The sequence below is a fragment of the Microcoleus sp. Pol10D4 genome (assembly GCF_036701555.1).
Classification (GTDB): domain Bacteria; phylum Cyanobacteriota; class Cyanobacteriia; order Cyanobacteriales; family Microcoleaceae; genus Microcoleus.
This window is the reverse complement of the sequence record NZ_JAUBRA010000008.1, coordinates 22,859-44,160: the sequence shown is the minus strand read 5'-3', so window position 1 is coordinate 44,160 and position 21,302 is coordinate 22,859. Positions and strand designations below refer to the sequence as shown.

General features: G+C 45.2%; 16 protein-coding genes. 11 read left to right on the top strand and 5 right to left on the bottom strand.

What is annotated here, in order from left to right; translation table 11 throughout:
* Positions 1-31: 31 nt before the first annotated feature.
* Complete coding sequence (locus QUA36_RS06695; RefSeq protein ID WP_333456297.1) at positions 32-250, bottom strand: hypothetical protein; 219 nt, start codon at positions 248-250, stop codon at positions 32-34.
* Positions 251-2,000: 1,750 nt separating this feature from the next.
* On the opposite strand from QUA36_RS06695, the gene QUA36_RS06690 reads away from it, so the two are divergent.
* Positions 2,001-3,131: a tetratricopeptide repeat protein gene (locus tag QUA36_RS06690; protein ID WP_333456295.1), complete on the top strand. Its 1,131-nt coding sequence runs from the start codon at positions 2,001-2,003 to the stop codon at positions 3,129-3,131.
* Complete coding sequence (locus QUA36_RS06685) at positions 3,115-3,240, top strand: hypothetical protein (protein WP_333456293.1); 126 nt, start codon at positions 3,115-3,117, stop codon at positions 3,238-3,240. The genes QUA36_RS06690 and QUA36_RS06685 overlap by 17 nt, the downstream gene beginning before the upstream one ends.
* 90 nt (positions 3,241-3,330) lie before the next feature.
* Here the strand turns inward: QUA36_RS06685 and QUA36_RS06680 are convergent, their stop codons facing one another.
* The 3 genes from QUA36_RS06680 to QUA36_RS06670 all read right to left on the bottom strand — a co-directional run bounded on the left by QUA36_RS06680 (position 3,331) and on the right by QUA36_RS06670 (position 6,576).
* Positions 3,331-4,173 (bottom strand): leucine-rich repeat protein, encoded by an 843-nt coding sequence (locus QUA36_RS06680; RefSeq protein WP_333456291.1) that lies wholly within the window; start codon positions 4,171-4,173, stop codon positions 3,331-3,333.
* 90 nt (positions 4,174-4,263) lie between these two features.
* Positions 4,264-5,397, bottom strand: a complete 1,134-nt coding sequence (locus tag QUA36_RS06675; protein ID WP_333456289.1) for a WD40 repeat domain-containing protein — start codon at positions 5,395-5,397, stop codon at positions 4,264-4,266.
* Between the two features lie 54 nt (positions 5,398-5,451).
* Entirely contained in the window at positions 5,452-6,576 is a 1,125-nt protein-coding gene (locus tag QUA36_RS06670) for a hypothetical protein (RefSeq protein ID WP_333456287.1), read from the bottom strand.
* Positions 6,577-6,641: 65 nt separating this feature from the next.
* Between QUA36_RS06670 and QUA36_RS06665 the strand changes: the two genes are divergently transcribed.
* On the top strand, positions 6,642-6,815 hold the full coding sequence (locus QUA36_RS06665) for a hypothetical protein (RefSeq protein WP_333456285.1): 174 nt from the start codon (positions 6,642-6,644) through the stop codon (positions 6,813-6,815).
* Positions 6,816-6,817: 2 nt separating this feature from the next.
* Entirely contained in the window at positions 6,818-7,441 is a 624-nt protein-coding gene (locus QUA36_RS06660; RefSeq protein WP_333456283.1) for a siphovirus Gp157 family protein, read from the top strand.
* A gap of 225 nt (positions 7,442-7,666) precedes the next feature.
* Here QUA36_RS06660 and QUA36_RS06655 read toward each other — a convergent pair whose 3' ends face one another.
* A complete protein-coding gene (locus tag QUA36_RS06655) occupies positions 7,667-7,885 on the bottom strand; it encodes a hypothetical protein (protein ID WP_333456281.1) in 219 nt (72 codons plus the stop codon).
* Between the two features lie 189 nt (positions 7,886-8,074).
* On the opposite strand from QUA36_RS06655, the gene QUA36_RS06650 reads away from it, so the two are divergent.
* The 7 genes from QUA36_RS06650 (at position 8,075) to QUA36_RS06620 (ending at position 21,141) form a co-directional block, all read left to right on the top strand.
* The gene (locus QUA36_RS06650) at positions 8,075-11,611 is read left to right on the top strand and encodes a hypothetical protein (protein ID WP_333456279.1); all 3,537 of its coding nucleotides are present in this window, start codon (positions 8,075-8,077) and stop codon (positions 11,609-11,611) included.
* Positions 11,612-11,844: 233 nt separating this feature from the next.
* Positions 11,845-14,169: a hypothetical protein gene (locus QUA36_RS06645; RefSeq protein ID WP_333456277.1), complete on the top strand. Its 2,325-nt coding sequence runs from the start codon at positions 11,845-11,847 to the stop codon at positions 14,167-14,169.
* A 136-nt stretch (positions 14,170-14,305) separates the two neighbouring features.
* Positions 14,306-14,920, top strand: coding sequence for a hypothetical protein (locus QUA36_RS06640; RefSeq protein ID WP_333384134.1), 615 nt, complete (start codon positions 14,306-14,308; stop codon positions 14,918-14,920).
* A gap of 62 nt (positions 14,921-14,982) precedes the next feature.
* Positions 14,983-18,186, top strand: coding sequence for a hypothetical protein (locus QUA36_RS06635; RefSeq protein WP_333456275.1), 3,204 nt, complete (start codon positions 14,983-14,985; stop codon positions 18,184-18,186).
* A 14-nt stretch (positions 18,187-18,200) separates the two neighbouring features.
* The gene (locus tag QUA36_RS06630) at positions 18,201-19,196 is read left to right on the top strand and encodes a hypothetical protein (protein WP_333456274.1); all 996 of its coding nucleotides are present in this window, start codon (positions 18,201-18,203) and stop codon (positions 19,194-19,196) included.
* 23 nt (positions 19,197-19,219) lie between these two features.
* Complete coding sequence (locus QUA36_RS06625) at positions 19,220-20,305, top strand: hypothetical protein (RefSeq protein ID WP_333048758.1); 1,086 nt, start codon at positions 19,220-19,222, stop codon at positions 20,303-20,305.
* A gap of 131 nt (positions 20,306-20,436) precedes the next feature.
* Positions 20,437-21,141 (top strand): hypothetical protein, encoded by a 705-nt coding sequence (locus tag QUA36_RS06620; RefSeq protein ID WP_333384145.1) that lies wholly within the window; start codon positions 20,437-20,439, stop codon positions 21,139-21,141.
* The last annotated feature ends 161 nt before the right edge of the window (positions 21,142-21,302 follow it).

Here is a 21,302-nt window from a genome sequence, read left to right as displayed (position 1 = left end):
TTTATTACTTTTAAAGAAAAACGATGCACCCTTATGAATGGGGCATCCTAGATGTCAAGGCGATCGCGCTCTTGCTGACTATCGGACGAACGATTCCCTCGCGATCCTCGACATCAGCCGGCTGCTTCGCTTGCAAACAGGATAGCGGGCGCGCGATCGCGTCGGGCATTCGCCACCAATGCCGAACTGCACCAACTGGCTTGTGTCGTGCCCGGCAATGCTCCTTCGTAAAGGCGGCTGTCGTGTACACGGGGTGAAATGAGCAGTCGTACAGAAACTTACGCTAAGAAATTGATTAACCGTTTTGAATATTGCGATCGCCTCTTATAAACCTGTACCAATTGATCTGTCTGAAATTTAAAAGCCTCAAATTCTTACTGTGGCGTACAAAAAAGCTGTACCAAAAAACCTATGCTCTAATTGGTACAGTTTAATATTCAATTCTTTAAGTTTTTGATAGACAAAAAGAGTAGTTGCCAGAATGCTTATCCAGTAACACTTTCAGCCTTAACGTAAGTTTCTGTACGACTGCTCATTTACCCCCTTTAAGTGATAGTTCACTTGCGTTTACCATTCAAGAACTCCCCTTTGCTCCTAACCAGTTTGGGCTGCCAGTTTCGGCTACGTTCGTGGTCTGCACTCCGTCCTTTCATTGCTTACTCGGTACGTGACCGGACTCGCTTAAGAGTCTTTTACGTAGAGGTAGAGGGTGTGAATCCTCTAGGGAAGTAGGCTTCCCATACTAAACGACCAGTTCAGGTCGCGCTTAACTACTGGATTCCCTGGACTCTTGCCGATATTGGAAAAAGATTCGGCGGGAATGAACTCCAGTGGAGTCGGGAGTTTTGGTCTGTGTCCCGCTCAAGACTAAGTTACTTTTCTAGGCTCTGTTTTCACCATCGGAACTCCCCATTAACGCCAGTGTCACCTCACATTAGATGTCTGATTGCGTCCAGTTAAGAGCTTCACTCTCCGAGAATCGAGCTTGGTCGGTGTGGGCAGATAGGGAGTCATACCTGAGTCTGGCAGAAGGGACTTGCACCCTTAGTTAGAGTCGATGTCCACATTGCTGTGATGCACCTCTCCTTCAGAACCGGACGTGCGACTTTCACCGCATCCGGCTCCTAGCAACCTGTGGGTATTCCCCCATTCATAAGCCCTTTTCAGGTATTGACTTCCACCAACCACCGTCTTGAATCTTTCTGAACATTTGGAGTTTTGTATTCCCCTTTAGACTGGACAGTTACAGCCTCAGTTCTTCCGATTTGTTCGCATGACCGGCGTTTTCCATTATTTTGGCTTATGTTCCGTCTAACTCTTTCTTAGCCTTTTTCCGGGCTTGGGAGCCTGCCCTTTTACTTCGATACATCCTGGTAGCAATCCCTTTGCTATTATCTACTTGAGGGCAGATTTCAGAACGTTCGTCTAAGCATGGTCTAATCCATCGCTAGATTTCTCGGTTGCCGGGGGCAGTTTTATCTTCCCCCATCCTACCCGTCATCTTCCGTTAGAAGCTTAATCATGGCTCCCCACATAGGTTGTCAATCCTATGAAGTTGATGACGTTTTTCCTCGTTCCGTTCCTTAGATTGTTTTGATACATTAGGTGTCACCATTTCGTCTACCCTCAGCCCTTGGTTATGCAGCTAATGTCTGAAGTCGCTGCGGGTTTTTATTCAGGATAAAGTCGAGATTTTACAGATTCTCGCTTCTCTCTAAGACGTTTTTCTAGGTGCTTCACATTAAGTTCACCATAGTATCCCCCTATTAGCGCCAGTGTGCTTGATCTGCTTCGGCTCTGGTTGCGCCCTGTCTCCAGCTTCACTCTGGTGATTATCCTCGGTGTGGACAGATAAGGAGTCACTTCTAACCTTGAAGGGAGGGGCTTACACCCTCATCCAAGGAACAGTTATAAGATTTCAAGGTGTTACCTTGACGTTCTCACCGCAGCTTATGAATTAGGCTGCGAACGAGTCGCACTCAGACCGAGAGTTCAGCCTCGTGGCTGGAAACGTTATGTGTCGGGTTTTCACCGTGATTCACGCTTCAACGAATCGCACTCTTCCTGCCTTTACACTAAGCGAGCTAGTGATTAAGATTGACAAAAACACAAAAGGGGTGGCTATGTTCGATCGCGCTCAATGGTTTTTGGCTGGTATGTCGATCGCACTTTCGGTTCAGTTAAGTCAGCCAGTGGCAGCAGCCGTACCCGTTGGTAAGGCTGTACAAAGAGCACAAACTAACAGTAGGGATGCTGCCCAAAAAGTATATAGAGAAGCAGAGAAACTCTACGAACAAGGAACACCAGAATCTTTAAGAGGTGCGATCGTCAAATATGAAGAAGCATTAAAACTGTATCGAAAAGCGGGCAATCGCAGTCGAGAAGCCCTCACCCTCCACAACATGGGTGGAGTCTACTTAAATTTGGGAGAACAACAGAAGGCGCTAGAGTATTACAGCCAGTCCCTTCCCCTGAAACGAACCCTTGGTGATCGCGGTGGGGAAGCTACCATCCTCTACATCATCGGCGGAATCTACTTAAATTTTGGAGAAAAAGAAAAAGCGCTAGATTATTACAACCAGTCCCTGTCGCTGTTTCGGGCAGTAGGCAGTCCTCACTGGGAAACCCTTGCTCTTAACAGCATTGGCTTAGTTTACTCAGATTTGGGAGAAAAAAAGAAAGCGCTAGAGTATTACAGACAGTCCCTGTCGCTGTTTCGGGCAATCAAGGATCAGCATGGTGAAGCCACCATCCTGAACAACATCGGCAGAGTCTACTCAGATTTGGGAGAAAAACAGAAAGCGCTAGACTATTACAACCAGTCCCTTCCCTTGAGACGGGCAGTAGAAGATCGCGGTGGAGAAGCTGTTACCCTTTCCAGCATGGCTTTTGTCAAACGATCGCTAGGCAATTTTACCGGAGCTCTCACTGATATTGAAGCCTCTCTCAAATTAATTGAAAATCTCCGCCGTAAAATAGCCACCCCAGAAAGTCGCAGCTCATACTTTGCCACAGTGCAGGACTACTACAAATTTTACATCGACCTGTTAATGCAACTGCACAAAACTAATCCTAACTCCGGTTATGATATCAAAGCATCAGAAGCCAGAAAACGTGCTAGCAACCTCTAAAAAGCAACGCTTCGTAGTAGAAAGATGGTCGTTCGCGCACCTCGGTAACGTCTCGATCGCCCTTTGGTTTTGGGCAACGGTTTTGCGTTCCATCGGCGTGACAAATTAGGTGATTTTAGGTTTTGTTCTAATTGTCCGGGGATTCTAGTTAGTGTTGTTTTAATTCCGGTTAATCAGCTATATCAGGAAACGATAATTTTCAGTTTGCCCAATGTCTGAGCGCCTCTGGAATAGAAGTAATCTCATTGCCATAAAGGTCAAGCCATGTCAGATTCGACAGTTGTCCGAGTGCCTCTGGGATTAAGGTAATCTTATTGCCCCAGAGGGCAAGCTCTGTGAGATTCGACAGTTGCCCGAGCGCCCTTGGGATGGAGGTAATCTTATTGCTACCGAGGTAAAGCTGTTCGAGATTGGACAGTTGTTTGAGCGCTTCTGGAATGGAGGTAATTTCATTGTTATTGAGGTTAACCTTGGTCAGATTCGACAGTTTGCCGAGCGCATCTGGAATTTCGGTAATCTGATTATCACTGAGGTCAAGCTCTGTCAGATTGGATAGTTGCCCGATCGCCTCTGGGATAGAGGTAATCTTATTGAAACCGAGGTCAAGCTTTGTCAGATTCGACAGTTTGCTGATCGCCTCTGGGATGGAGGTAATCTGATTGAAGCTGAGCTCAAGGTGTGTCAGATTGGATAGTTGCCCGATCGCTTCTGGGATGGAGGTAATCGGATTTTTACGGAGGTCAAGCGATTCGAGATTGGACAGTTGCCCGATCACTTCTGGAATAGAGGTAATCTGATTGTAAATAAGGCTAAGTATTTTTAAGTTAGTTAATTGAAGAATAGGATCAGGAAACTCAGTTAACTTATTTCCAACCCATTCTTCTTCCTCCTCATCCCAGTTCCCAAGCAGCAAAGTCTCAACCTGCATACAATTGGCAATTTCTGGTGGCAATTCTTCCAGCTCCAACCCTGACAAATTCAGTTCAATCAATTCTTCCTCGATCGCCCGCTCAATGCGTCGCACTGCTTCCTCTCGGCTCATGTCCTTCACCAAACTAAAACCCTATCAGGGATTGAAACGGTTCAAGTATTAATTCTTGGCAGTCAAAAGGTGAGTTTCGCCGCAACCAAACTAAAACCCTATCAGGGATTGAAACACAAGCCTGTGCAATGCCCGCCGAGGTAATACTTCAAACTCGCGATCACCTGTTCCCCACACTTTGACAGTCTTGTCCCTACTGCCACTGACAATAGTCTTACCATCAGCGGCTATTGCTACGCAACGAACATGGTGTGAATGCCCCTGTAGCGTGCCCAAACACTCACCCGCCTCGATATCCCACACTTTGATAGTCTTGTCCCAACTGCCACTGACAACAGTTTTACTATCGGGGGCTATTGCTACGCAAAGAGGATAGTGTGAAGGCGGTCCGAGGAAGCATAAGTCCTGGCTCGTCTCGCAATCCCAAACTTTGATGGCGGCGCCGCTACAGGTACAAATACGAACTTTGCCATCCGGGCTCGTGGCTTCGGAATGAACATGGCCTGAAGCCCCCGGTATCGTGGTAAGGCACTCGCCCGTCACGACATCCCACACTTTGATAGTCTGATCCTCACTACCGCTGATAATGGTTTTACCATCCGGGGCTAGTGCTAAAAACTTAACGTACTCTGAATTCCACGGTAACGTGGCAAGGCACTCGCCCGCCCCGAGATTCCATACTTTGAGAGTCTGGCCCTCACTATGGCTGACAATAATCTTACCATTGGGGGCTATTGCTACGGAATTAACGGAGCGTGAATGCCCTTGTAGAGTCTGTAAACACTCGCCCGTCACGAGATTCCACACTTTGATAGTCTTGTCGTCACTGCCACTGACAATAGTGTTACCATCGGGAGCTATTGCTACGCAATTAACGGGGCGTGAATGCCCGTTGAAGGTGCGGAGACACTTAAAAAAGTGATAAGGATTGAATTCTTGTAAGGCAATTTTGACTTTCGTTTCTGTTTTTGTTAGCAGTAGCCAATATGCTCTCCACTTTACCCTCCCTGATTTATCCTGCAAGGCTTGAATTACCAAATCTAAGCCGGATTCGCCATAATTGAGAGCATTGTTTAGTGCGAGAATTCTTTGGGCTTCCGTTCCACTAGCCAAGCATCTCTTCACACCTTCTAACCCCCCTAAGACAGCAGCATAAGCGAAAGGTGAAGAATCGCCCCCCAATACAGCATCGCCTTCTCTTGGTTGATTGGAATTTTCTGCCATTGCATTTTTATGGTTGATAAGGTTTCATTTTTTTATTCTACTCGGCCGCTCGCATCAAAACTTGGAAACCCGATTGCAAGCAGAACCGACGCCAAATCCAGATAAATAAGTAAGGCGATAGTTGCTTTTAGCCATAGCCCTTGCCTCTCTTGTTGTCCAAGGTTTGACGCTTAGCAAATCGGGTTCAGTTTCCAGTTGCTTTAAATAAGAGCGATCGCCCGTTACAAAGGCGATCGCAATCGCCAGGAACTTACAACAGCTCAAAGGAGCCTGAACCACCTGCTTTTCAGTAAACCTAACCACAATCCAATTCCACTCTAAGAATAATTGATTGCGGCGCATATCGCTGTCAGCATCACAGCAGTGAGTGGGCTTCTTAGATTTGCCAGCATAAGGTTCATCAATCTCGACATCAATTCCGAGTCCAGATGGAGTGTGAATTACAGTAAAATCTGCTGAATAGCTCCTCTGAGATAACGGAATTTTAAACTCTGCTGCTTGGACAACTTCCTCGAAATATTGCTGTAAGTATTGCAAAAAGCGTTGTTCACTCACTCCTTGCCGAGCTTGAGATGTGCCATTAGGACTAACCCGAAGTGACATCAAATCCTTGAGCGATCGATTTCTGTGCTGTAAGTCAATTTTTACACTTGTAAAAACTGTCTGCAACCCTTCTTTTCCTAGCTTAAAACTAGAAAATTCCTGCTGTTTGTTGGATAACGTCTCTTGTTGGGATAATATCTCTGGTTGAGATAATCTTTTTTGTTGGGATATCTCTTGTTGGGATAACATCTCTTGTTGTTTGTACTCAAGAATCTGCTGCTTATAACTGGATAGCAGTTTTTGACGGGAACCAAACACATAACTATAAGCAGCCGCAATTAAACATGAATAAGCAGCTACTATCAACAGCATTTCCCACCACAGCCAACCCCAAGAAATAGCTAATAGCGGAAGTACGATCGCACCATAAAGCCAAAACACCCAAATTAACCACAGCAACTTGACAGGTAACACCACAGGTGGTTGAGGCGGAGTCAGCAAAACAACAGGTTGCTCGAATTGTTGAGTTTCTTGAAGTTGGGATGAGGTGGCACAACTAGAAGTTGCCTCCGGCAAAGGATATTGATGGCAGAACTGCATTACCACTTTTGGGTAAAAAACTATAGGATAATTCATAACTTTAAATACTCCTTTTTTTAAGAGCGCGGTCGCGCTATTTTTAAGAAAGTTTTTTGAATTGTATGCCAAAAATTACCCAGTCAAACTCACAAGATTTAACTCATTCTCAACCAGGTAGCAAAATTCAAAAGGACAAACAAAGCTCTCTTAAATCCGACGAGGTAACAATGGCTGCGCTTACTCAACTCGAAGAACGCCGCGATTATTATCACACCTGCATCAACGGAGGATACTAAGCATGAATTTAGCCACAGCGACGCTTGCTCAAAGTTCAATAACTGCGGCTCAAGTTTGGCATCAACTAGAATCTGCAGAAAGCTCAGAAGAAATCGACCAACTGCTGCAATCCCTTTGGCAAACCCAAGAAACCCAGGAACTCGCTGTTGATGCCCATGCCGACTTAGCCGACCAAATTGATGCCGAAATTGCAGGAATTACAGCGCGAATGCAGTATTTGATAGAACTGCACTCAAAAGCTATCAACAAACTCCAGGGGTGGAGAGAGCGCTTAGACAAAACCGTTCTCTACTTCAACGAGTGCGGCGTGTTAACTTCCGAAATTATTGGCAAACACCGCCGCATTACTGTTAAGGAAAATCCGCCTACCTGTGAAGTTTTGATTGACCCATCTCAACTATCAGAACCCTATCGCCGAGTCGAAACCAAAACCGTAATTTCTGCCGACAAAAAGGCGATTTCAGACGCTTGGAAACAAGGAATGCCTGTAGATGGCACTAGGGTTTTCCGCAAGCGCAAAGTGGTTTACAGCTTGCTTCCAGGTAACAATTTGCACTCTCTTCAAGCCAACCAGACGCTTGAGAGTCGTTCTTCGGAAAAAACGCACTCCAAAAAACGGCGTTAGCCATCTTTTCAGGTGTCAGAAATGCTTTGTTCTGACACCTGAATTATAGCTTTTCTCAGGGAAATGAGGTATATACCAAGGCTTGAAAACCTGGCATTCAGAGAAGGGACCTCATATTTGTGATAAAAGGTATATTAGATACCTCCGAAGTAGACAGCTTTGAATTAAAAGGTGAAACGCTTGTTTTGTTTGTAATAGCGACAACTTAACTTAGGTTTAGATCTATTACAAATTAATCCAGTATAGAGGGTTTTCAACTTGTTCTTCGGTGACGTTGAATAAGTTTGACGCTCTACCTTTAATAACCCCGTTAGCATCGAGATTCAAACCTCCCAATTGCTGACTTTTTTCACCTTCTCCAAAAGCAACGCGAGCAAGTGCATCGCTATCAGAGAAATAATCCCGTTGGCTTTCCATAGCCGTAGTTGTGCGGACTACTTTCATTTTTTTTCTCCACATTGGGATTGTCATTCTGATTGTAACACGCTACTTCTTTCTTCTAAACCCCTCCACTTGGAGGGGGTGAATATCACTCAGTAGCAGGAATTTGTGAAGGAACAACCTTGTCAAAATCTGGACTATTACTGTGCGTAAGTCCTAAAAATGTAAAAACTAGGATTCAGGAGCTAATCAATGAGCAGAAGAAAACTTACCCCAGAACATCGCTCCACAGAATGGGTAGCTGGGGAAGGACTAAAAATCCCAGTCTTTGATATGTCCTTGACTGACGGTAGAGCCAAGGGGCGGTACCAAGCTGAATCAGAAGTGCTGCGTAACTCCCTGCTTGAACTGCTTTTTGAACCTGAAGAATTAGCATCCCTAAGCATCGTTAAACCCGACCCAAATGATAGCAGCTTCGACCCTTTGAAAAACATCGATTTCGGAGATGGTATTACCAGAAGAGTAGCTTTCAGCTCAGGCAAAAATGTTTACTTTGCAGACATTGAACTCTCAACCAAACTGTTGAGCGTATTCAAAACTCAACCCGACCACGCCTGTCGCTACGGCTCACTGCTAGTTAGCAGTTGCAACCAAGGAGCCAAATTGTTAGATAGCTCCCTTGACGGCGAAACCTTGCGAGTCAAAATTGTTGATTCTCAAAGCGATGACGAGAGTGAAAAAGCGAAAGCTCATAAGTGGCAAACCGGAGACTGTCACGGTAAAATTTCACCGGCACTAGCCCAACAATTAGGAGGGAATTACAACCGACCTTTTCAATTCAGATTTGCCTGGATGCAGGAATGGGGACAAGAAGACTGCCACACTCCAGAAATTAGCTTTCTTGCCAAAGGAACGCTGTTGCCTGATGCTAATTTAACCTCCGACTTGGATTATGATATCATTATGGATCGCTCCTCTATCAAAGGAGTTGTTAAAGAGCAATTAGCTGAACTTATCCCCTGTGGCGACTACGAATTTCCCAAAGCTATACTGGGAAATCGAGGCAACGCCCAAGTAACTGAATACGAAAATTCCTGGCAATTTTCGATTTGGTATTCCGAAGCAGCTATTGGGGCTGACATAGCCACACCGACCAAAATTGAAGCCCAAAAGCTAGCGGACTTGCAAAATAACCGGCTGCAACTTGCCAAATACTTAGTGGAGCAACACGATAAAAAAACTGCTTTTCAATCTAGCCTTCACGAAGACAGCAGCGGATTAGAAGACGAAACAGATGAAAAAGCCCAGCGCAACGAATCCCGGCTAATTTCAATTTTGAGGAACGACAAACTCGGTCAACTCCTCGACTTTCCCAAAGTCGTCGATTTCATGCAAGAACAACTGGCTAAAAAGTGGAAAGACTTAGCAATTAAGGGAGCAATTCATCATGGTTCAGCAATGGCTCAACCTTGTGAAAACCTCCAACCCGGTACAATTGTTGCCCCCCACTTGCGACACGGCACAGAAGTCATCGTTACCCGATACCCAATTGTCAGTAAAGATAACATCCGCCGCTACACAGTAGACAACAAAAGCCATCGCGCATTAACGCAATACAAAGGGTGCGTTTTCATTCGCTCCGACCAAGCCATGCAGCATCATCAATGTGATTTTGACGGCGACCAACTGGTAGTTACGCCTGCTTCCCGAATGCCGAATATCGCCTCTGAAACCAGGCACGCTAATCAAGAGAATGAGTACGATGCAGTGGAGAAGCGAGAGAAAGTTGACTACACTAAAGCTACCGATAGTGATGGCGATCGCAAGTATACCAAATTGCGGCAAATTGCCGTAGCGATCGCCCAAAATAAAATCGGCTGGGTGGCTACCTTAATCGGGAGAGTGCAATCGTCAGCAGCAGAACCGGGACAGCCAGAAAGTTTATTCAATCAACAGAAGCGGCAGCTTCTTGGAAAGCTATTTGATGCTCTGCAAATTGAAGTGGACAGTCCCAAAAGTGCTACTCGCACCGAAGACCACCACCCCACCTTGTTGTCCAAGGCTAAGCAGTGGTCAGAACAGCACCCAAGCTACCTATTTGACTACAAAGACGACCCCAGGCTTTACAAAACCGTGCCATTACCTATAGGAGACGGCACCGCTATCAATTGCATTGCTAGGGAGGCTGTTAACCCAGAGTGGGAACCGACTCGTCTAAAAAGCCGCCACCGCGACGAGTTTCGCTACTTGTTTGAGTCTCCTTCTGACTTAGATGAGCGAGAAAAATGGGAGAAACATTATGTCAGGTGGGCGCAAGATATTAAGGAACGCTATCGAGAAAGGATGGGTGAAATTCACTTGGAGTGCGGCGGCGATTCTAAGGCAATTAAAGAAGCCGTCAGCAAGTTATACGAGAGCTTAAGAGCCGATGTAACTGAAGCTTGGACTGACCCTGAAGAACGGTTTTTAGCTGCTAGTGCTATGTGGCACGTCGAAACCGCAAATCCCAACTTAGAAGTCCCTCGCAAAGCTTGTAAGGAACTTTCTCGCCAACTGCTGATTGAATTCAACCTTGAACCTGAGTACGAGCGACTCCACGAAGCAATGCCAAAAGACACTTACGTTCTGAGTGTCCCTTTCGAGGAATTTGAACGGGACGGCAGCAATAAAACTGTCAGGGATAAGAAGCGACAGCCAGTTGGCAAAGACTTAGCTGGACATTGGAAAGAATTGTTAGACAGCAAAGGTATTAAATATGAAGCAACTTTGCATCCGAGCCTGCCAATGGTCAATTTTGCCTTAATTGAACCCAGCGACAAACTGGTGGGAATTCTTGAGAAGAAGTTTTGCGGAAATGTCAACGACATCGACAGTTTAGACTTAACTTACCGCGATGGTCTTGGTCGCACCAAAGATGTCAGTTCACGCATTGTAGCTCCTGCTGATTATACTTGGCTTGAGTCCCAAAACCAAACACCTAAAGCAGCATTGGTTCTCAATTTGTTTACAGATGAAATTTGCCAGCAATTGCAAAGCTTTCAGTTTGACAGAGCTGAACTGATTGGACAGAAGTACAATGACTTGAAAGATGTTGACTTTAGCCGTCCCAAATGGAGGCAGAAAACATTGACTTTTGAGGTGGGTTCTGTTAGCGGTAGCGGTTCGAGGCGCGACGGCAGCCCTATTGTCCTCCTTGACGGACAAGAATTAGCCATGTTCTCTGCTAATTCACCTAAATTGCCGATCGGCACTACCTTTGAGGCCACTATTGAACCCTCGCCTAAAGGCAGCGCTCTGATCTTAAACATCAACCCTAGCTCTGTGCAACTAATTGAATCAGTTGAGGAACTTTCAGAAGTCGCGCCAACTCCTTGTCAAGGGCGATCGCAATCCGTATCCCCAACCACTTGTCAAAAGCGATCGCTATCTGTATCGCCAACCCCTACCCAAAACAAACCGCCATCTCAACCCGAAGACATTGCTGCCAGCCCCGCCCACCTCTCAGAATTGCTGAAAGATGCGATTTCTGAAGCATATAACCAAACTGGAGAAACTAAAATCCCTGTGGGGAACTGGACAGCTTTTATTAGCCAATCTCGCAATAATGTTAGGTGTTTAGTCAGAGATGAAGCTGATAATCCGGTCTTGGCTGCTGACTTAAAAACAGGTCAAATCATTAAGAAACTTTCTGAAAAGAGCAGCTCTCAGTTTATCAAATACCTCAAAGAGGTTGATGCTGAATTAGCTTCTACATCTTCACCAAAAAGATATGCAGATACACAACTTTAACATCAACTACCCTACATCTAAGACCGGGTAAGTGTGAACGCCAAGAAAGCTCGTTGACCCAACAGTTAGTTTTTTAGCGAGTTCCAAACAGGAACTATTTATTAGTAGACGACAATTCCCCCTCCGATTGGAGGGGGTCAGTTTAACTCCCCAAAACCGCTCTTCCGAGTGAAGTCAGTAGCCATACTGCTCGAATTTCATGGGAAATATCCACTCACGCCGCCACAAAGATTATGGCTACAAAAACAGCATACCGAAGCCGAAGCCAGGGAAACTACATCACCCCTAACACAGCCGAGGGCAAGAAAATCCTCAACTACCTAAGAAATCGCTGCGAGAAAGCTTTAGATTACTGCCTGGAAAACGGACTCACCAGCGTAGAAGATTTTGCCGATGCAATTGAAGAACTAACGGAAGCAGACGGCAAACCTGGCATTAGCGTGGAGGTCAAGCACAACGGACTCGTCCTCAGTTTGAGCGATCGACCCGAGTACGGCTCTACCACAGGAAAGTACATGATGGAGCACTTGGGAGAGCCGGACGACAACCGATTTACTAAAACAGGAATTGAAGCATTACTCGATTCGCCTCGAACTAAAACAAGGTCTAAGAAAGACAATTTACTAGATGAATTGGAGGATGAAGAACCCTCCCCGCCTAAATCTCAAACTGCAACTAAGTTTAAAAAAGACGATTTGCTAGATGAGTTAGAGGATGAGGAACCCTTGCCCCGAGCGAAATCTAAAACCAATACTAAATCTAAAAAAGATGAAATAAAAACTTGGGAGGATGACGAACCCTCAGACACTTCTAAAAACAAAAATAGACATCGAAAAGATGACCTAGAGGAATTGGAGTCGGAGGAACTACTGCTTAAATCTAAACCCTTAACCCGCTCTCCGAGAGATGAACTAAGTGAACTAGATGAGTTTGAAGTCAAAGAACCTCAACCTAAAGCTAAGCCTCAAACTAAAAGCCACCTTAAAAACTCTGAGCGAGAAGATTTGGAAGACGAAGAATTATCAGCTAAATCCCAAGCCAAAAGAAAACTTCAGACAGATGAAGCGGTAGAAGTTGCTGAATCCTTAGCACGCACACCTTCAAAAACCCGAACGAGCCAACAGCGACCTCAAGGCAAAAAATCAAACGACCAGAACATCGATAGTATCCTCGATGCTGCTGTACAAGTTAGTGGTAGAACAGCCATTTCTGGAAGTGAGGTAGAAGGTACAACTGTCAGCGGCCTGAGCACTCAAGTTGCGGTTCTCGCTACTCTGATGGGGAAAAAAGCAGCTTCTCAAATTATAGAAGCTGCTCTTGGGGCTGGAAAAGAGCGCCAAGTTGCCGGTATTGTCAAAAGGCTCCAAGCTCAAAGCCAGCGGGCTGACTCGCTCTCCCAGCGAGTTACCAACTTGGTTGAAGCGGATTCAGTTGCAGATGCAATGGTCGAATCCGAAGCTTTACCGATAGCTGAACCGGAGCCAGAACCGGAACAAAACATCTTACCTGAACCGGATGCCGAATTTGTGTCAACACCCGGTATGCTCTTAGCTAAAGCTGTTAGCAAAGTTCACGGAAAAGTTGATAAAATTTCCGGCAGTGTGAGAGACAACACTTCTGAAAAAACGGCTGCTATTAAGATTGACACAGAGGCGAGTTTTGAAGAACAACTCGTACAAATAAATGAAGCACTCAACCGACTTGAAAAGCGACTCGATACCCTAGAAGAGCGAATAGAAGCTTTAGAGAACAAACTTTCTCTTCAAAAAAGCGAGACAGGCGTTCAAGCTGGCGATGCAAAATTAGAACCGCCCGACAGCTCGACTCCATCCCTCAGCGACCAATTCGTACAAAACGGAACAGAAATAGGTGAAAAAATTTCATTAGAATCAACAATCCCAGCTAGCAGCGCTAACGCTACTGCTAAAAAAATCACTGTGACAGCCCAAAATCTTACTCAGGACTCCCAACTTGCAGCAACACTGGCAAAAATTTACAGCCTAGCTGAAGAAGAAGCAAATGCGGAAGGCCTTGCATTAGAAGACGGGGTTGATTTTGGACAAGCCAAACTTTATGTAACAAATTTTGACTCCTCTACCGCTGTCAGCTTAAAAACTAAGGAAGGCGAGGAACTGTTTTCAGCAGTACAGGATAAAACTGGAGAATGGGAAGTTACAAACGACTTCCTGAAACCTGAAGAAAAAGAAGAACTCGACCGCTTAAAGATTTTTCAACAAGCTCTCAACCAAGAACGTTTAGCTGAAATGGTAAAGAGAAGCAATCAAGATGAAGTGAGCTTTACCGATTCCCAAGGCTCGCGCCTCGACTTTGAAATCGAATTCAGCGATAAATCAAAGTCGAAGGGTACTGTCAAAGGCTTTAACTCTCACAGTGAGATAGTTTTTGAGGCTAGCCTCCAAAAAGGTAATGTTGAGGTACTTTTGTGCGACATTCCACCAGAAGTAGTAGAAAATCTCCTATCCCAACAGCAACTTGCTCAAAACCAGAACTCCAACAAGCAGGAAGCGAGAAAAACTGAGACCGAAATGGAAATTTGAAATAACTTTTTTCACTTGCACCCTCCATTTGGAGGGGGTCACTCTCACTGTATAAAATCACCTTTTTTGGCGATTTTGCAGGGATTAGATGCAACTTAAATTAGCATTAAAGCACTAAATTTATCGAGATAGTGACATGGCTACTTACTTAGACCAAACAAGAAATGAACGAAACCGCAACTCATTATCACGCTGGTTAAAACAACAGAAAATCAAACTGGGCGACATTCCCTTCATCGGCATTTGCCTGGCCTCACTCATCTACTTCAGCCTTCACGACCCGCTCTTAATTGCAACTTTAGGCTGCTCCAGCATAGTCTTTTTGAGTTTGTGGCACACCGCTAAAGCAATTCCAATTGTAGAGCGATATATCGGCTGCAAAATTCGATTTTGGCACGTTGCTACTGCCATCATTACCTCCACTGCACTGTGCTCCGTGCTCGATTCCCCCGCCAACGCCATCTTCCTCTCCGGCTTAGAAGAATTTATGACTGAGCTAGCAGAAGGAGCGGCTTCCGCAGGAGGTGAAGCTATTGATGCCGAAGTCATCGAACTGATTTTCAACTTAATTCGCGGAGCCTTCCTTTTGTTAGTAGCAGCCGCGTCTCTTTTTGCTTACAACCAAGCGCAGCAAGGCAATGACTGGCGACCAATTGTGACTCAAGTTGCCTTAGCTTTTGCCATTGTAATTGCCATTGACGTAATAACTTTCCTCTTCATTGGCAATGGCGGTGGCGGAGGTGGAGCTTAATTATCCAAAGGGGAAGGGTTTGTCTTCCCACATCTCAACCTCAAATCTAAACCCTTTAAATTATGCTCAAAGACCCAGATAAAGACTTTATTTCCGTCAACAAAATTCTCGGCAAACAAGCCAGCATCGGCATCATTCCAGCGGAACAGCTAATTCCCTGGATGCTAATCACTGTAATTTCCTACATCCTCACCAACGGCCTATTCAGCTTAGGAATGCCTTGGTTTTTCATCACTACTTTCTGGCTAATTGTAAGCTGGTGGCTCCTGACAGGTAACAAACCTCACCTTTTTGTAGACAGGTTTAGACCTCCGCCGGGGAATGAGTGGTACAACGGTAATCTTTTATACCTTTCTCCCGTTCCCCAACACCGACCAAACCCGATTCGCCACCGAATCAGCGATTCACAAGTCCGAGTCAAACTTAAACCCAAAGTTGCTCCCAATCAACACGGAGGTAACAGCCGACTTATGCCCTTCCAAAACTACCAAAACCTCCTGTGTTTAGTCACTATCAAAAAGGATGGTCGAGAAGTTTCTGGTTACTTACTAAATGAAGGCAGTCAATACCAAATTGTATTCGGATTCGAGACGGCTGGCTTTCACAACATTCTCTACCGCCATGAAGTAAACAATGCAGCCGCCGCCTTAGAAGAGGGGCTAAAAGATATTCCCCCAGGCGAAAAAATGACCTTTCATACCGGCTGCTACAGCAGCGATTGCCTTCGCCAGCAACAGTTAACTGAATTGGCTGACAACTGTCACCTCAAACCCATTTCTGTACTCGTTCGTAACGAACAGAAACGCATTCAAGAACTCAATTTAGCAGGCACCAGACAACTGTGGAACCAAACTATTTTCTGCACTTGGACATTCAACGCTCAATCTGGCTCCAAATCCAACGACCCTCTGAGTAAATTCATCAATGGAATTATCAACACAGCCAACAGCATTGCTGCACAATTTACAGGGAACCAGCGCATCTACTCTGAACGCTTTTACAAACAACTGCTGCTCGATGCTTTCGAGCAAGGCTACATCCGGTGGGAACTCTTGCTAAACACCAAAATTGGACTGGAAATTCAACCCATGAATGCCCAAGCATTATGGGGATGGCTGTGGCAAAAATTCAACAGCGCACCCGTACCACCTATCCCCCAACTTCTCACCTTAAAAGAAACCGCGTCCGACTACAAACTAACCGAAACCATCAACAGTCACAAACACGCCTGCACCATTTTAATTGAAGGTATGAGCGGCCGTTCGAGCTGCCCGGAACACAGAAAAGCTAGCTCACGCATTTTGCTTCCCGGCAGAAACGCAGAATGCGGCGTGCTAACAATGGAAGAGGGCCCCGGCGGCTGGCTCAATACTAGAGAGCAACTGCAATGGCTCTGGAAAATTATGAGCAACAGCTATGTCCGCGATACTGAAGCCGTTGTCGAAATTAGCGCCGCTCCCAACTTTATTATTCAAGACAACTTAGCAAGACAAGCTAAACAATCTAAAAGTGCCAAAAAACGCGCTTTAGAAAAAGGTCAAGGTCGCGATGTAGGAGCAGAAGTCAAACAGGAAGAATCCTTTGAAGCCCAGAAAAAAATGTACAAAGGTGCAAGAGCAATTCACGCTGCTGTCACCTTCTTAGTCTACCGACCAACGCCGGAGCAACTAACACACGCTTGCCAAATGCTCTCCCACAGCTTCGGCTCTGCCAAGGTATTAAGAGAGCGCAATATTGCTTGGCAACTGTGGCTAGAAACTTTGCCCATTACTGTAAGCTGGCTGTTGCACAGCAGTTCGCTAATTAACGAACGCCGCCTCACCTTAGACACCGAAACTGTCCCCGGTATTTTGCCCTTAACTGCTGTAAGGGACATCGACTCAAAAGGAGTTGAATTCATCACCAAAGGCGGCAAACCCGTGTACGTTGACCTCATGCACAACCAAACCAGCCGCGCTGTCATAACAGGCGAGTCTGGTTCCGGTAAAAGTGTTTTGGGATGGCGATTTGCAGCCGATGCAATAGCCGCTAATATCCCAGTAGTCGGTATGGACATCTCAGCAGGAAGCGGCAGTACCTTTGAGACAGCAGTGAAACTGTTAGGCGACGACGGTGCGTACTACGACATTACCTCTGGCAGCTCGAATCTACTCGAAATACCCGATTTGAGGCGTTTTGACAGAGAAGAGCGATCGCGCCGACTAGACCAATGGAAAGAGTTTATCAGAAAAGCGCTGACTATTATCAGCATGGGCAAAGTCCGCGACCCAAAATTAGCGCAGCGAGTCGATGCCATTTTGCTGCTAACTCTGAAAAAATTTCTGGAAGACCCAGACATTATCGAGCGCTACAATACTGCCTTTGAAAAAGGCTGGAAATCGACCGCGTGGCAAGAAATGCCAACCCTCACAAACCTCCTGAAATTCTGCACAAAAGAGCAACTAAACCTACAAAACTTTACCGACTTCGACCGCATTGCCATCAACCAAATTATCACTCAATGCAACGCATTACTAGCCTCACCTTTAGGGAAAGCAATTGGCAGACCGAGTACATTTTCACCCGAACCCGCTGTTAAGTTTTTTGCCCTTAGCGGTCTGGGCAACGAACAAGACCAGTATTTAATGGCTATTAACGCCCACGCTGCTTGCATCCGCAACGCACTTTCTCACCCTAAAAGCTTATTTATCGGAGACGAACTTTCGATTTTGTTTAAAAAAGACGGATTTGCTGAAGTAGTAGGCGAACTCTGTGCAGTGGGTAGAAAAAATGGCATTTCAGTGCTCTTGCTATCCCAAGATATCGACAGTATTTGCGATTGTAGTGCGGGAACTATGATTATGCAAAACATGGTGTATCGAATTACCGGAAGATTGACATCAAACGGAGCCACTTCTTGGATCAAAAATTTGGGATATCCGGCTGAAATTATTAGCCAGAATGCCACAGAAGCTTTCCTTCCCAGAGCTGCCGACCTTTATTCCAATTGGCTAATTGAAAAAGGAGGTCGTTTCTGGCAAAGCCGATACTATCCAGGCGAAATGATATTAGCAAGTGTGGCTAACAATCAAGCTGAATTGATGGCTCGCGCCCGAGTAATGGCTCAATATCCCAATACGTTAAAAGGGCAACTGCTAGCACTCAAACAATTTGCCTCTGAATATGTACAAGCCGTTAAAGAAGGGCGTTCATTAACCCATATTGGCAAGAATGCAGTCACTGATATCAATGGACACAAATCCCCTCAAGACCTTATTGCTAGCTAGACGGAGAAAAACCGATGAAATCACCGAAATTTCTTGTCAAACTTGCCCTCGGCATTCCTGCAATTTGGCTGAGCTTAATACTAAATTCTGTTGAAGCAAAAGCTCAAACCTCTGACAGCAATCCGACTGCAACACAGCTTCCCACCTCAAACAATCCTAACAGCAGCACTTTCAACCGTTCCAGCTTCACAGTGCCCAATCAACAAATAGAAAGCCAAATTCAAAAATCAGCTAATAACTTCTTGAACAACCAGAAAGAAATAGGAGGTATAGAAAACACAATTAGCGACATAACAGGCGAAATTTCAGATACCATCTCTACCATCTCCGACAGCATCTCAGGCATCTGGGACAATTTGTTAAACAAAGTCGAAAAATTCAGCAGTGAAATAGAGTCAACCCTCTCTTCATTCCTGGGAGAATTGCAAGTTCCAGACCTAAAAGAAGCAGTTAAAAGCATAATGGACGGCAACACCTCCGAAAGCGAAGGGACAAAACTATCCGCTGCTTTAGAGAAGAGACCGCAAGATTCTTACAGCCTCAAAGAGAACACCGCAGAACTCGCAGAAAGAGAAAGTGCTGTTAGTGAAGCCAATAAAGCCACTCTCAGTAAAGAAGCTCAACAAAAGCAAGCTCAGATGAAAGAAATTGTCCAGCAGAACGTAGAGCAAACTAATCGCGAGAGCCAAAATTCAATGGAATTGGGTGCTGATTCAGAAGGTCAAGATGTCACACAGAACATTATGAGAAACATATCTCAACAAAGTGCGATCGCAGCTAAGCAAGCAGCCTTATCAGCAGAAAATCAAAGTGCCTTAGTCATGCAGGGCCAGCAAGCTCAAATCGATCGCAGTTTTGCCAACATTCTCAACGCTCAACAAGCTGAAGAACTCAACGAAATTAACACAGCCCAGAGACGGCAGGATGCTGCGGCGGCTACCGCTTCTTCTACTCAAGCCGGACTGTTTCAAATGCCGGGAGGCATCACCCTGGGGGCAAGCGAAGACTGAAATCACAACAAGGAGACACCGCGATGCTGACACAACTAATCGCCCAAACTAGCACAGCAGGACAAGCCCTGGACACTCTCTCTGACGCCATAGAAGTCTCTCAAAAGACCGTCGAATCGTGGAATTTAGTTTGGTTTAACACCTTCAACACTCAAGAATCCTCTCTCTGGATTGCCTTAGTCAAACTAGGACTAATTCTAGCGGGAATATCTGTTACTTACCTCGCTGTCACCAGTGGCAAAGAAATCATCGAAAAACAGTCTTGGTCAGAGCTAGTAGCCATGTTTATCTGGCCACTCGTAATTGTAGTATTTCTCAGCAACAACGGTAAAGTCTTAGCTGAAAGTGTCAAATTCATCAAAGCTGTAGGCAGCACTCAAGTTCAAGAAATTATGAAAATTCAAGTCGGAGAAATGACCTTCAGAACTGCCCTGAGTGACGTTAACCTCACCAGTGCTGGAAAAGAAGAGATTGAGAAACTCTACAGCGAATGTCAGGGCAAAGTTGGATCAGCTTTAGTGGAATGTTGGAACAGCAAAAAACAGCCAGCTCAACAAATCCTCCAGGCAGCCGAACAGCAAAATGGAGGACCTCTCAAAAGCTTGCAGCGATTTGTCGAAAACTTAGGCAATGTTGCCAATCTTCAGGATATAGGAAATGGCGATTTTGCAGGACAAGTTTTTAGGTCTACTGTCTTGCCCATCATTCGCTTAATTCTTAGATCAGTACAGTGGGCATTTGTCAATATTTTAGAAGCAGCCTTGTTGCTAACAGCTTTATTCGGGCCTCTGGCAATGGGTTTATCACTATTGCCACTGCAAGGAAAACCAATCTGGGCTTGGTTAATAGGGTTTATGTCGTTATTTGGAGTGCAATTGGGCTACAACATCGTCGTTGGCTTAGTCGCCGTAGTGATTGTCAAGTCCGATGCAGAGTTAGTTACAGATATCGCCTTTTTATTCTTTTTAGCTGTGTTTTCTCCCGTTCTAGCCGTGTTAATAGCCAAGGGTGGAGGAACTGCTTTGTACAGTGCGATCGCCAATAGCACTAAACAGCTTACAGATATTGCCAGTAACGCGATCGGCGTTATTGCTGGAAAACTGATCTAGGGGAAGGAAATTCCGATAGCTTTTTCTTCACCGAACCGAGTTGTTACTCACTACTCAAACCCAGTTTCCCAATCCATTTCCTCCCTATCTCCCTATTCTCTATCCCCCATCTCGCCATCCCCTTCGATAATATGAAATTTCCACAATCACAACCCTTACTCCCTGAATCTAAAAACACCTTAGCCTTGTGCTTTGTCCTGCTAACAAGCTTTGTTTTTCTCCTGACAATTGCTGTTTTAGTAAATACAGTCAGTTTGAGAGCCTTATCTCAAAGAAAAGTTACCTTTGTCCAGTTAAAAGACGGAACCGCCGCACGAATTGCAGAACAAGATGAACTGCACAGAGAGCCGAAAATCATCCAAAATTTTGTATCCAGTTGGGTAAATTTAACCTGGGCTTGGTCAGGCAAAATTCCCGGCACAAATGACCCAGACCCCGGCATTAAAATTAAAGGTTCCCCAGTTCCTACAACTGCTTGGATGGGTTCCTTGATGATGGAATCAGAGTTTGGTAAAGCTTCCTTGGTCGAACTTGCCAAACTCGTTCCCAACACCATCTATTCAGGAAAAACCCGCTCTGGAGTCTATATCTCTCACATCTCAGAACCGAGAGAAATAAAAAGAGGAGTTTGGGAAATAGATGTAATTGCTACTCGCGTAGTGCTAGAGCAAGGCATTGGAGAAAGCCGAGAACAGTTTAATCGAACTTTCACCGTCAAAGCCGTAGAAATTCCCAAATCCCCTCTCAAAGAAAACGCTAATGAATTAGAGAAGACTATTCACTCTTTGAGAGCAGCCGGATTAGAGATTTCCCGAATTGTCGAATTCAAACCATAGAAGAGGAAAGAGACATGGAAAGGGGACGAACCGGCAAGTGGGTAAATTTAAAAACCTACCGTAACAACTAAATAATTTAAACATTTAGTATGTTTCATCCCTTTGCTTGAAGTCTTCTCTCTTTGCTTTTTTATGTACAGTTAAACACAACACATTCAACT